We start from the raw sequence: 12,875 nt of genomic DNA, 5'->3' as shown, positions 1-12,875 counted from the left end.
GCCGAGATGCTGACCATCGTCCTGCGGGGCGAGGGCTTCGACACCGCCGTGGTCGGGGACGGGACCCGGGCGCTGCCCGCCGTGCGGGACATGCGCCCGGACGTCGTGCTGCTCGACCTCATGCTGCCCGGCATGAACGGGATCGACGTCTGCCGGGCCATCCGTGCCGAGTCCGGCGTCCCGATCGTGATGCTCACGGCGAAGAGCGACACCGTGGACATCGTGCTGGGCCTGGAGTCCGGCGCGGACGACTACGTGGTCAAGCCGTTCAAGCCGAAGGAGCTGGTCGCGCGCATCCGGGCGCGGGTGCGGCGCACCGAGGCGGAGCCGGCCGAGCAGCTCACGATCGGCGACGTGGAGATCGACGTGCCGGCCCACCAGGTCACCCGCAAGGGCGAGCGGATCGCGCTCACCCCGCTGGAGTTCGACCTGCTCGTGGCGCTCGCCCGCAAGCCGCGGCAGGTCTTCACCCGCGAGGTGCTGCTCGAGCAGGTGTGGGGCTACCGGCACGCGGCGGACACCCGGCTGGTCAACGTGCACGTCCAGCGGCTGCGGTCGAAGGTCGAGAAGGACCCCGAGCACCCGGAGGTCGTGCTGACCGTCCGCGGGGTCGGGTACAAGGCGGGGCCGCCGTGATGACGTCCCCGTGTCACTGAGGCACCCGTGTCCGTGAGGTCCTTCGTCGCGCGGCTGCCGCTCGCCCGGCGGGCGAAGCGGGCGGCGGCGTCGGCCGGCGTGCTCGTCTCCGAGATCCGCGCGGTCGCGCTGGCGGCGTGGCGCCGCTCGTTGCAGCTGCGCGTCGTCGTCTCCACCCTCGCCCTGTCCACCGCGGTGTCGCTCGTCCTGGGCCTGGTGCTGCAGACCCAGATCGCGGACCGGCTGCTGCAGGGCAAGTTCGACGCGGCCATCGCGCAGGCCGAGTCCGCGCGCGTGATCTCCGAGCGGGATCTCTCCGGCGTCGACCCGGACCGCGAGGGCGCGCAGGGCACCCTGAACAACGCCCTGGACCAGCTCACCAACCAGTCCACGGCCGACGCGGCGGGCGCGCCCGCGGCGGGGGAGTTCCGCGCCGCGCTGACCACGGGCACCGGCAGCGGGCCGGAGATCTCGGCGGGCAACCTCGACGACATCTCGCCCGAGCAGCGGCAGACCGTCGTGAACGGGGCCCTGTCCACGCAGTACACCACCGTGGACGGCATCCCGACGCTGGTCGTGGGCCAGCCCGTGCGCACCGCCGGGCGTGAGCTGCAGCTGTACCTGATGTTCCCGCTCGACGCCGAGCAGCGGACCCTCGGCCTGGTCCAGAGCACCCTGATCGTCGGCGGGCTGGTGCTGATCCTGTTGCTCGCCGGCATCGCCAGCCTGGTCACCCGGCAGGTGGTGCGGCCCGTCCGGCAGGCCGCCGAGGTGGCCGAACGGTTCGCCGAGGGGCACCTCGACGAACGCATGCCCGTGCACGGCGAGGACGAGGTCGCGCGGCTGTTCGAGTCGTACAACGAGATGGCGAGCAGCATCCAGACGCAGATCCGCCAGCTCGAGGAGTTCGGCGCCCTGCAGCGCCGCTTCACCTCGGACGTCAGCCACGAGCTGCGCACCCCGCTCACCACCGTGCGCATGGCCGCGGACATCCTCTACGCCTCCCGGGACGAGCTGCTCCCGGCGCTGCGCCGCAGCTCGGAGCTCCTGGTCACCGAGCTGGACCGGTTCGAGACGCTGCTCGGCGACCTGCTGGAGATCTCCCGACTCGACGCGGGCGTGGCCGAGCTGGGCACCGACCGGCTCGACATGCGGCACGTCGTCTCCCGGGCGGTGGAGGCGGTCCGTGGGCTTGCGGAGGAGTCGGGCACGCCCCTGGTCCTCGACCTGCCCGGGGACGTCTACGCCGAGGTCGACTCGCGGCGGGTCGAGCGGATCGTGCGCAACCTCGTCGCCAACGCCATCGACCACGGCGAGGGCCGGCCGGTGCACGTCACCCTGGCCGGGGACGAGCACGCCGTCGCCGTGGTGGTCCGCGACCACGGCGTCGGGCTGCGGCCGGGCGAGGCGGGGCTGGTGTTCAACCGCTTCTGGCGTGCCGAGGAGTCCCGGGCGCGGCGCAGCGGCGGCAGCGGCCTGGGCCTGTCGATCAGTCTGGAGGACGCCCGGCTGCACGGCGGCTGGCTGCAGGCCTGGGGCGAGCCGGGCCGCGGCTCGGCCTTCCGGCTCACGCTGCCCCGCACCGAGGGGGACCTGCTCGAGTCCAGCCCGCTGCCGTTGCAGCCCGAGGGGGACGACCCGGACACCGCGCACCCGCTCCCGGCCTCGGTGCCGACCCCGCCGTGGGGCACGCCGATCCCGACCGAGCTGCGGGACGGGGAGCCCGCGGCGGACGACGACGCCGTCGAGCCGGCCGAACCGGCCGTCCTGGACCCGCGGGGGGACCGGTGACCCGCCGGCTGCTGCTTGTCCTGGTCGCCCTGCTGGTGCTGGCCACCGGGTGCGCGAGCGTGCCCGGCGAGTCGTCGGTGCAGGTGCTGCGCAAGGTCACCGACGGCGACTCCCCGGACATCCCCGCCGGCCCGGTCGAGGGCACCAACCCCCTCGACCTGGTCCGCGGCTTCGTCTACGCCTCGGGCAGCACGGTGGACCGGCACGGGGCGGCCCGCCGGTTCCTCACCCAGGAGGCCTCGCAGGGCTGGGACGACGGCGACTCCCTGACCGTGCTCGACGAGCAGTTCGACACCGTCTACCCGCCCACGAGCAGCACCGACCCCGACACCGCGACCGTGCGCATCCGCGGCGACCGGGTCGGCTCGCTCGACTCGCTCGGTGCGTTCGAGCCGGCCGAGGCGCCGGTGGAGATCGACGTGACGGTCCGCCGCGCGAACGGGCAGTGGCGGATCGACCGGCTGCCCGCCGGCGTGCTGGTGCGGCTCTCGGACTTCCGCACCAACTTCCGCACCGTGAAGGGGTACTTCGTCGACCCCGCGCGACGGGCGACCGTCGCCGACCTGCGGTACCTCCCGGCGGTGCCCGCGCAGGCGCTGCCGTCGCGGACCGTCGACATGCTGCTGAGCGGCCCGTCGCCCGCGCTGCAGGACGCCGCGGAGTCCGTCGTGCCGCCGTCGGCCCGGCTGCGCACCAACGTCACGGAGGCCCCGGACGGGGCGCTGGTCGTCGACCTCACGCAGGTCGGCGACCTCGACGAGGCCCGCCGCCGGCTCATCGCGGCGCAGTTCGTGCAGACCCTCGCGGAGATCAACGTCCCGCGGGTGCGGCTGCTCGTCGACGGCGCGCCGCTCCTGGCCGGCAGGCCCGACCTCACGGCCGACGACGTCGCCGGGGCCGGTGCCTCGGTGCAGCCCGGGGCGGACGTCCCCGCCCTGGTCGTGGCCGGTGGCCGCGTGCGGGCGCTTCCCGGCGGCGACCCGCTCGGCGGGCAGGCGGGCAACGGGTCCTTCGACATCGCGTCGGCCGCGACCACTCCGGACGGCGCGCGCATCGCCGCGGTCGCCCGGGACGGCGGCCGGGTGCGGCTGCTGGTCGGACCCACGGACGGGATGCTGGAGGCGGTGCCGCTGTCCGGCGCGTCGCTGTCCCGGCCGACCTGGACCCCGACCGGCGGCGAGGTGTGGACGGTGCTGGGCGGCGGACCGGGCGCGGTCGTCGCGCGGGTCACGGTGGACCAGACCGGGGTGGTGCGCACCGGGCAGGTCAACGTCTCCGCGCTCACCGCGCTGGGCCCGCTCACCGACCTGCGGTTGTCGCGGGACGGCATGCGGGTCGCCGCGATCGTCGACGGCGGCCTGGTCACCGGGGCGGTCGTGCGGGCGGCGGACGGCGACGTCGCGGTGCGCAACGTCCGGCGGCTGCGCCCGTCGGACCTCTCGGACGTCGTGGGTGTGGACTGGCGGGCGGACGAGTCGCTCATCGTGGTCACGGCCCGGTCGGACCGCCCGGTGTCGCTCGTGTCGTCCGACGGGCTGACCCTGCAGTTGGTGCCCGGCAGCAACCTGACCCCGCCGCTCAAGGCGGTCACCGCCGCGTCGAGCCGGCCCTTCCTGGTCGCCGACCAGGGCGGGATCTGGAGCTACGACGGCGGCGAGCTCGACAGCTGGCGGCAGGTGCTCGGCGCGGCGCCGGACGGGGTGCCGCTCTACCCGGGCTGAGCCGCGCCGGCTCCACGCAGGACCCTCGTGTGGACGACGTCGGAGCTGGAGGCGAGGCCGGATCTGTGGACAACTCGGCCCGCGCGGCCCGATCCGGGGCGGGGTCGTCGGTGCGGGCGGTCAGGGTGGGTGCATGGCTCGCCCCGACACCGTCCCGCACCGACCTGACCGGATCCCACACCCGGCCCCGCACCTGACCCCGCACCTGCTCCTCGCCGGGCTGCTCGACCTCCTGCTGCCCGGCTCGTGCGGGGGGTGCGGCGCGGGCGGGGCGGGCTGGTGCCCGGAGTGCACCGCGCGGCTGCCGGGCCCGCACCGCGTCGTCCTGCCCGGGGCGCCGGAGACGCTCGCCGCCGGCCGGTACCGCGGGCCGCTGCGCACCGCCCTGCTCGCCTACAAGGAGCGGGGCCGCCGCGACCTGGCCGCGCCGTTGGCGGCGGTGCTCGCCCCGCTCGTGCCGCCCGGCGCGCTCCTCGTGCCCGCGCCCTCGCGGCCCGCGGCGGCCCGGGCGCGCGGCGGCGACCACGTGCTGCGGCTGTGCCGGCGGGTCGCGCCCGGGCGGACCCTCCGGCTGCTCGGGCTGGCCCGCCGGACGCGGGACTCCCTCGGGCTCGACGCCGCGGGGCGGGCCGCGAACCTCGCGGGGCGGGTGTTCGTGCGGTCGCCGGAGAATCCACCCGATGCGGTGCTGCTCGTCGACGACGTGGTGACCACCGGGGCCACGCTCCGTGCCTGCGCACGGGCCCTGGCGGAGGTCGGTATCGGGGTCGCGGGGGCGGTCGTGCTGTGCGACGCGAGCAGCCGGACGGACCGCCGGCACCGGGCGGGCAAGGCCTCGCCGCAGGCCCAGGCAACCCCACCACAATACGTGTTTGCGCAGGTCAGGGGAAGAGAATCCGCCGATTTCGCCCGGTTCGGCGTCACTCGTCGCTCAGGACTGTTGCCAAAGCGTGATGCGCACTACCGTGCCTGGCACACGTAACCCAGACCACAACGGGAGGGGAACACCGATCGTCCGCTTCGGGTCTCCCCAGGGTCACGCCCCGCTGTCGCGCCCCTTGACCCGGTAGGCCCGAACAACACCGCCCCGACGCCGAGAACGCACGGAGAGCGAGGGAAGTCGAGTGGAGATCGTCGTCACCGGCCGGAACGTGGAGGTCCCGGATCACTTCCGGATCCACGTCGAGGAGAAGTTGTCCCGCCTCGAACGGTACGACCACAAGATCGTCGGGATGGAGGTCGAGCTCTTCCACGAGCCGAACCGCCGTCAGGCCAAGATCTGTCAACGCGTCGAGATCACGGGACGGGGCCGGGGCCCCGTCGTACGCGCCGAGGCGTGTGCGCAGGACTTCTACGGAGCACTGGACTGTGCGGTGTCGAAGCTGGAGAGCCGGATGCGGCGCTCCCACGACCGCCGACGGCTCAACGACCGCCGCTCCCGCGTGATGGCGGGCCGGGGCGGCTCGGCCGTCGCCCTCCTCGAGTCACTGCCGGAGACCGAGGAGAGCCTCGGCGCAGCGGAGGTCGATGTTCCCCGGCCCCGCGGGCACGCCGAGCACCTCGACGACCTGCCGGGCGCCGGCCCCGAGGCGACCGGGTACGACACGACGGACAACGAGGAGGGCGAGAACGTCCCGGGCCGCATCGTGCGGCGCAAGCAGCACTCGGACGAACCGATCAGCGTCGACGAGGCGCTCTCCCGGATGGAGCTGGTCGGCCACGACTTCTACCTCTTCGCCGACGCCGAGAGCGGCACCCCCTCGGTCGTCTACCGGCGCAGGGGATACGACTACGGCGTGATCAGTCTCGGCGGCTGATCGGGAGGACCCCACCGGCCCTGCCCGCGAGGGCGTCGGGGTGCGGCACTCCGCCGCGCCCCGGCGCCCGCCCACCGCACGACCCCGGAACCCACACGGGTCCGGGGTCGTTGCACGGTGAGGGGTCGCCGCGCCGATGGCTACCATGGTTCGCGGGTGTCTGCCGTGCGCCGGCGTCCGCCCCGGTCCTCCGGCCCGTCGGGCCCGCAGGACCGCGCCCGAGACCGCGATCGCGAATGAGGTCGACCAGTGCCGTTGTTGAACCGCCTGCTCCGTGCCGGTGAGACGAAGCTGGTGAAACGGCTCGGCAGGATCGCCGCGCACATCGACTCGCTCGAGCCCGAGATCGAGCCCCTGTCCGACGCCGAGCTGCGCGCGAAGACGGACGAGTTCCGCGAGCGGCACGCCGACGGGGAGAGCCTCGACGACCTGCTGCCGGAGGCGTTCGCCGTCGTCCGCGAGGCCGCGAAGCGCACGCTCGGCCAGCGCCCCTTCCCGGTCCAGCTGATGGGTGGCGCGGCGCTGCACCTCGGCAACGTCGCGGAGATGCGCACCGGTGAGGGCAAGACCCTGACCTGTGTCATGCCCAGCTACCTCAACGCCATCTCCGGCAAGGGCGTGCACGTCGTCACCACGAACGACTACCTGGCCCGCCGCGACTCGGAGAACATGGGCCGGATCCACCGGTTCCTGGGCCTGTCGGTCGGCGTGATCCTCGCCGAGATGACGCCGGCGCAGCGCCGCGAGATGTACGCCGCGGACGTCACCTACGGCACGAACAACGAGTTCGGCTTCGACTACCTGCGCGACAACATGGCGTGGAACTCCGCCGACATGGTCCAGCGCGGGCACAACTTCGCGATCGTCGACGAGGCGGACTCCATCCTCATCGACGAGGCCCGCACCCCGCTGATCATCTCCGGTCCGGCCGAGCAGAGCGCCCGCTGGTACCAGGAGTTCGCGCGGATGGCGCCGCTGCTGAAGAAGGACGTCCACTACGAGGTCGACGAGCGCAAGCGCACGATCGGCGTCACCGAGGACGGCGTGGCGTTCGTCGAGGACCAGCTCGGCATCGACAACCTCTACGAGGCCGCCAACACCCCGCTCGTCGGCTACCTGAACAACGCCCTGAAGGCCAAGGAGCTGTTCAAGAAGGACAAGGACTACATCGTCCGGGACGGCAACGTCCTGATCGTCGACGAGTTCACCGGCCGCGTGCTGGCCGGGCGCCGCTACAACGAGGGCATGCACCAGGCCATCGAGGCCAAGGAGAAGGTGGACATCCAGGCGGAGAACCAGACCCTGGCCACCATCACGCTGCAGAACTACTTCCGCCTCTACGACAAGCTCTCGGGCATGACCGGTACCGCCGAGACCGAGGCGGCCGAGCTGCACCAGACGTACAGCATGCACGTCGTCGTCATCCCGACGAACCGCGACATGATCCGCATCGACCAGGCGGACCTCATCTACAAGACCGAGGCGGCCAAGTTCGAGGCGGTTGCGGACGACATCGCCGAGAAGCACCACAAGGGCCAGCCGGTTCTCGTCGGTACGACGAGTGTCGAGAAGTCCGAGTACCTGTCGAAGCTGCTGCTGCAGCGCCAGGTCCCGCACGAGGTGCTCAACGCGAAGCACCACGAGCGCGAGTCGATGATCGTCGCGCAGGCGGGGCACGCCGGCGCCGTCACCGTCGCCACGAACATGGCGGGCCGCGGTACGGACATCATGCTCGGTGGCAACCCGGACTTCCTCGCGGACCTGGAGCTGCGCGGCCGCGGGCTGGACCCGGTCGAGCACCGCGAGGCCTACGAGGCGGCGTGGGACGAGACCGTCGCCCGGATGAAGAAGCAGGTCGCGGCCGAGGCCGAGGAGGTGCGCGAGGCCGGCGGGCTGTACGTGCTCGGCACCGAGCGGCACGAGTCGCGGCGCATCGACAACCAGCTGCGCGGTCGGTCCGGCCGCCAGGGCGACCCCGGCGAGTCCCGGTTCTACCTGTCGCTGGGCGACGAGCTCATGCGCCGGTTCAACGGCGCCATGGTCGAGTCGATCATGAACCGCTTCAACCTGCCCGAGGACGTCCCGATCGAGGCCAAGATGGTCACGCGGGCGATCCGCAGCGCGCAGACGCAGGTCGAGCAGCAGAACTTCGAGATCCGCAAGAACGTCCTCAAGTACGACGAGGTGCTCAACCAGCAGCGCCAGGTGATCTACGCCGAGCGCCGTCGGGTCCTCGCGGGCGAGGACGTCCAGGAGCAGACGCGGCACATGCTGCACGACGTGATCACCGCGTACGTGCAGGGCGCCACCGCCGAGGGCTACGCCGAGGACTGGGACCTCGACAAGCTGTGGACCGCGCTCGGCCAGCTGTTCCCGATCTCGATCAAGTGGCAGGACCTCGTCGACGGCGACCCCGAGGAGGGCGGCCTCGACGAGCTGACCGCCGAGCGCATCACGGATGCGGTCATCGAGGACGCCGAGCGCGCCTACTCGGTGCGCGAGGCCGAGATGGACGCGATGATCGGTGCGCAGGGCGGCATGCGCGAGCTCGAGCGGCAGGTCCTCATGCAGGTCATCGACCGCAAGTGGCGCGAGCACCTCTACGAGATGGACTACCTCAAGGAGGGCATCGGCCTGCGCGCCATGGCCCAACGCGACCCGGTGATCGAGTACCAGCGCGAGGGCTACGACATGTTCACCGCGATGCTCGACGGCATCAAGGAGGAGACGGTCGGGCACCTGTTCAACGTCGTGGTGCAGGTCCAGGAGTCGCCGGCGGCCGAGGCCGTGCCGGCCGGGACCGCGGCGGGGGCCGCGGCGGCGGGGCAGAACGGCGCGCAGAACGGGGCCGGGCAGAACGGTGCCGGCGTCCAGCAGGGCACGCGGGCGGCCGTGGCGAGCGCGCCCGCGGCCGCCGAGCCCGTCACCAGCCGGATCCCGCGGGTGGCCGCGCAGGCCGCCGACGGCCGCCCGGACGACACCCCCACCTCGGTCCTCCCGGCCGCCTTCCGCGCCGGCCCGCCGCAGCAGAACCTCAGCTACAGCGGCCCGAGCGACGACGGCGGCGAGGTCGTCACCCGCGACGGCGGCCAGCGGGGCGGGGGCCAGCGGGGTGGCGGCGCCCAGCGCCAGCCGCAGGGCGCCGGCGGCAATCGCGCCGAGCGGCGTCGCCAGGAGCGGGCCTCGCGCAAGCAGCGCTGAGCGGGTCTCGCGGTCCGAGCTGAGCCGGCCTCACGCGGGCAGCGCTGGGCGGGCCTCGCGAGCAGTCCGTGGCAGGCCTTGGCGGTTGTCGCGAGCAGCGCTGGGCGGCTGTCGCGCGAGCAGCGTTGCGCGGGGCGGGCTTCGCGAGCAGCGCTGCGCGGGTCGCGTGCAGGTGGCCCGTGCGCCGCGGGTCCGCTGGTGAGCGAGCCGGGGCGCTCAGATCACCCGGAGCGCGACGCAGCGCCACTCGCCCTGCCCGGTGAGCTCGAGCCGGGCGGCGAGAGCGCGGACCCGGGTGCCGAAGCGGCAGACGGCGGCGACCTCCGCGGCGGCGCGGCCGGGCAGACTCACGTGCAGGGAGCGCAGGGACGCCCCGGCTGCGGCGGTGCGCCCGCGCCGCGGGACGCCCGCGTTGACGTAGCGCAGCACCTCGGGCGCGGCGAACGGGGCCAGATGGCTCACGGGGCGGCGGCCGTCGAGCACCTCCAGCGCGGTGCGGACGACCAGTTCCGCACGCCGTCGCGCCAGCAGCGCCCGTTCCCGCTCCCGGCGCAGGCGGTCGTCCGACGGGCCGACGGCCGGGCGCGACCCGTCGGTCCCGTTCGAGCCCTTCCTCGCGGGCGTCCGTGATTCCCACACAGCGGGCGACGCAACTCCGGCGGTCACCCCCGCACCCTCGACCGCAGCCCTGCCCGCCGCCGAGGCTCCCTCGGGCCCCGGAGCGGCCCTCACCTCTCGAGCCGCGCCATGGCTCTGCTCCACGCTGAACGGGACGTCCCCCTCCACCACCCACTCGCCGTCGACGAACGGGACCGGAACCTCCAGTGCCGGCTCGTGGTCGACCGTGGCGAAGAGCGGCAGCGTCGGGGCCGGGGCGGCGAGCGTCATGGCAGCAGCGTGCGGGCGGAACGAGGACGGCCGGACCGGATCGCAGTACTTCGTCACCGAACCATCAGCCTGCTGATCGTTCGTCGGCTAAGGTGTCGGCGTGGGTGAGCAGCCGCTGGACCGGCTCCTGATCGCGACCGGCGCCACGCTCGCCCGGTACCGGCAGCGGGTCGCCGCGGCGCACGGGCTGTCGGCGACCGCGCTCGACCTGCTCGCCGCCCTGAGCAGCGAGGACGGCCTGCCACACCGTGAGCTCGCCGGGCGGCTCGGCCTCACCCCTGCGACCCTGACCCCGGTCGTCGACACTCGCGAGCGGGCCGGGGACGTGCGGCGCGAACGGGACACGGACGATCGGCGGGTGGTGCGGGTGTACCTCACGGAGAGCGGCAGGCGCCGGCGGGAGACCGTCGCCGACCAGGTCGACCGCGCGCTGCGGGACGTCGTGCCGCGGGAGGATCCGGCGGTGCGCCGCTACCTGGGCAAGGTCCTCGCGGCGGTGGCGGGACGGCTGACGTGACGAGCTTCCGCGGGCTGATCCTCGACTACGGCGGCGTGCTCACCGACGGCCCGGAGATGGCGGACCTGCCGGTCCGGGCCCGGGCCGCCGGCCTGCGCGTCGCCCTGCTCTCCGACGCCCACTCCGTGCCGGACGAGTACGCCGAGCGGTTCGACGCCGTGGTCCTCGGCGGCGCGACGGGCGCGCGCAAGCCCGATCCCGAGGCCTTCCGCCGGACCGCGCAGCTGCTGGGACTGGCGCCCGACGACTGCGTGGTCGTCGACGACCTGCCGATCAACGTCCGCGGGGCGAGCGCGGCCGGCGCCGTCGGCGTCCGGCACACCGACCCCGACTCGACGCTGCGCGAGCTGGACATCCTGTTCGACTGGTGAGAACGCGAACGGCGCCGCCCGGGCGGGCGGCGCCGTGGTGGTCAGGAGGTCACTGCTGCGGCGGGGGCGGCGGCTGCTCGCCCTCCGGCGCGGGCGGCGGCGCGGCCGTGGTGTTGCCCTCGCCGGTCCTCTCCTGCAGGAAGTCGACGCCCTTGTCGATGTGCTCGTCGTGCCCGGCGTACTTCTGCTTGGCGGCGTCCCCGGCCTTGTCGAGGCCCTGGTCGACCTTGTCGTCGTGCTGACCGATCAGCTCTTTCGCCTTGTCCAGGAATCCCATGCGGGCCACAGTGGCCCCAAATCCCGGCGCGCGCCACCCCGCACTCACCCGATCGGGCGTAGCCTCGCGTGCTCGCGTCGGAGGTCGGCGACGGACGTGACGCCGATGAGCTGCAGGGTCCGCGTGATCTCGCCGGTCAGGATGTCCACCGCCTTGGCGACGCCCGCGCGTCCGCCTGCCATCAACCCGTAGAGGTACGCCCGGCCCACCAGCGCGCCGCGGGCGCCGAGCGCGACGGCGGCCACGACGTCCGCCCCGTGCATGATCCCGGTGTCGACGTAGACCTCCGCGGCGTCGCCGACCTCCTGCACCGTCGGCTCGACGAGCTCGACCGGAACGGGGGCGCGGTCCAGCTGGCGGCCGCCGTGGTTGGAGAGCAGCACCGCGTCGACCCCGGCGTCGACGACCCGGCGTGCGTCGGCCACGTTCTGGATGCCCTTGATCATCAACTTGCCCGGCCAGGCCCCGCGCAGCCACTCGACGTCGTCCATGGTCAGGGCGGGGTCGAAGACCCGGTTGATGAGGTCGGCGACCGTGCCCTCGGTGCGCTCGAGCGTCGCGAAGGTGAGCGGCGAGGTGGTGAGCAGGTCGAACCACCAGTGCGGGTGCAGCGCCCCGTCGACGAACGTGCGCAGGGTCAGCGCCGGTGGGATCGTGAGGCCGTTGTGCACGTCCCGGCGCCGGTTGCCGCCGACGGGGGTGTCGACCGTCAGCATGAGGGTGTCGTAGCCCGCCGCGGCCGCGCGCTGGACCAGGTCCTTCGCGAACGCACGGTCCCGCCAGAGGTAGAGCTGGAACCACCTGCGCGCCCCCGGCGCGGCCTCGGCGACCTCCTCGATGGTCGTGGTGCCCATCGTCGAGAGCGTGTACGGGATGCCGGCGTCGGCCGCGACGGACGCGACCGCCGGCTCGCCCTCGGTGCCCATCATGCGGGTGAACCCGGTCGGTGCGAAGGCGAACGGCAGGGCAGAGCGCGCGCCGAGCATGTCCCGGCCCAGGTCGACGGTGCTGACGTCGCGCAGCACGGTCGGGGTGAACTCGACGCGGGACCAGGCCGCGCGGGCCCGGTTCAGCGAGAGCTCCCCGTCCGCGGCGCCGTCGGTGTAGTCGAACACCGCGCGCGGGGTGCGGCGGCGGGCGATGTCCCGCAGGTCCGCGATCGACGCCGCGCGGCGCAGGCGGCGCTCCGTGGCGTCGCGGACGAAGGGGGCGGGCCGGAGCAGGGGCAGCAGCTCTTTCGGCCTGGGCATCCGACGCTGAACCATCCCCCGAGGCTAGCCCCGCTGACGCCGCGCTGATGAGCGAGCGGCGCGCTCGTTCAGACCTGATGAGCGAGAGGGCCGTTCGCTCACCGGGGTCAGCGGCGGCGGTGCAGCTCGTAGGCGGCGACGGCGGCGGCGCTGGCGACGTTCAGCGACTCCACCCCGCCCATCAGCGGGATCGCGAGGAGGTCGTCGAGCAGCGGGCGGACGGCCGCGGACAACCCGTCGGTCTCGTTGCCGAGGACCAGGGCGACCCGGGGCGGGAGGTCGGCGGCGAGCAGGTCCTCACCGCCGGCGTCGAGCCCGAAGATCCCGAAGCCGGCCTCCTTGAGCTGGGCGAGCCCCTCCTCGGCGGTCGCCGAGCGGAGCACCGGCGCGGAGAACGCCACCCCCG

The 12,875-nt window shown here is 73.9% G+C and carries 12 protein-coding genes; 8 read left to right on the top strand and 4 right to left on the bottom strand.

The window, feature by feature from the left end; translation table 11 throughout:
- From mtrA to secA, 6 genes are all read left to right on the top strand, one after another.
- A partial coding sequence (mtrA, locus tag AB0B41_RS40565; protein ID WP_358212349.1) for an MtrAB system response regulator MtrA occupies window positions 1–636 on the top strand: 636 nt, incomplete at its 5' end.
- A gap of 99 nt (window positions 637–735) precedes the next feature.
- A complete protein-coding gene (mtrB, locus tag AB0B41_RS40560) occupies window positions 736–2,427 on the top strand; it encodes an MtrAB system histidine kinase MtrB (protein WP_358212350.1) in 1,692 nt (563 codons plus the stop codon).
- A complete protein-coding gene (locus AB0B41_RS40555) occupies window positions 2,424–4,148 on the top strand; it encodes an LpqB family beta-propeller domain-containing protein (RefSeq protein WP_358212348.1) in 1,725 nt (574 codons plus the stop codon). Before mtrB ends, AB0B41_RS40555 begins: the two co-directional genes overlap by 4 nt.
- Before the next feature lie 133 nt (window positions 4,149–4,281).
- On the top strand, window positions 4,282–5,130 hold the full coding sequence (locus AB0B41_RS40550) for a phosphoribosyltransferase family protein (protein ID WP_358212347.1): 849 nt from the start codon (window positions 4,282–4,284) through the stop codon (window positions 5,128–5,130).
- Window positions 5,131–5,272: 142 nt separating this feature from the next.
- Window positions 5,273–5,965, top strand: coding sequence for a ribosome-associated translation inhibitor RaiA (raiA, locus tag AB0B41_RS40545; RefSeq protein WP_358212346.1), 693 nt, complete (start codon window positions 5,273–5,275; stop codon window positions 5,963–5,965).
- A gap of 249 nt (window positions 5,966–6,214) precedes the next feature.
- The gene (gene secA / locus AB0B41_RS40540) at window positions 6,215–9,166 is read left to right on the top strand and encodes a preprotein translocase subunit SecA (protein WP_358212345.1); all 2,952 of its coding nucleotides are present in this window, start codon (window positions 6,215–6,217) and stop codon (window positions 9,164–9,166) included.
- A gap of 216 nt (window positions 9,167–9,382) precedes the next feature.
- On the opposite strand, the gene AB0B41_RS40535 is transcribed toward secA, so the two are convergent.
- On the bottom strand, window positions 9,383–10,054 hold the full coding sequence (locus AB0B41_RS40535) for an Rv3235 family protein (protein WP_358212344.1): 672 nt from the start codon (window positions 10,052–10,054) through the stop codon (window positions 9,383–9,385).
- 100 nt (window positions 10,055–10,154) lie between these two features.
- Here AB0B41_RS40535 and AB0B41_RS40530 point away from each other — a divergent pair, with 100 nt between their 5' ends.
- Window positions 10,155–10,571 carry a MarR family transcriptional regulator gene (locus AB0B41_RS40530; protein WP_358212343.1) on the top strand — a complete coding sequence of 139 codons (417 nt, stop codon included), beginning with the start codon at window positions 10,155–10,157 and terminating at the stop codon, window positions 10,569–10,571.
- Window positions 10,568–10,942, top strand: a complete 375-nt coding sequence (locus AB0B41_RS40525; protein ID WP_358212342.1) for an HAD-IA family hydrolase — start codon at window positions 10,568–10,570, stop codon at window positions 10,940–10,942. The genes AB0B41_RS40530 and AB0B41_RS40525 overlap by 4 nt, the downstream gene beginning before the upstream one ends.
- A 49-nt stretch (window positions 10,943–10,991) precedes the next feature.
- Here the strand turns inward: AB0B41_RS40525 and AB0B41_RS40520 are convergent, their stop codons facing one another.
- The 3 genes from AB0B41_RS40520 to AB0B41_RS40510 form a co-directional block, all read right to left on the bottom strand.
- The gene (locus tag AB0B41_RS40520) at window positions 10,992–11,219 is read right to left on the bottom strand and encodes an antitoxin (RefSeq protein ID WP_358212341.1); all 228 of its coding nucleotides are present in this window, start codon (window positions 11,217–11,219) and stop codon (window positions 10,992–10,994) included.
- 44 nt (window positions 11,220–11,263) lie between these two features.
- Complete coding sequence (locus tag AB0B41_RS40515) at window positions 11,264–12,484, bottom strand: alpha-hydroxy acid oxidase (protein WP_358212340.1); 1,221 nt, start codon at window positions 12,482–12,484, stop codon at window positions 11,264–11,266.
- A gap of 92 nt (window positions 12,485–12,576) precedes the next feature.
- Window positions 12,577–12,875, bottom strand: a 299-nt coding sequence (locus tag AB0B41_RS40510) for a TrmH family RNA methyltransferase (protein WP_358212339.1), incomplete at its 5' end; no start/stop codon positions are given.

Source organism: Pseudonocardia sp. NPDC049154 (assembly GCF_040648315.1).
GTDB lineage: Bacteria > Actinomycetota > Actinomycetes > Mycobacteriales > Pseudonocardiaceae > Pseudonocardia.
Note: the sequence above shows the minus strand (reverse complement) of the source record. Positions and strands in the feature narration are given on the sequence as shown.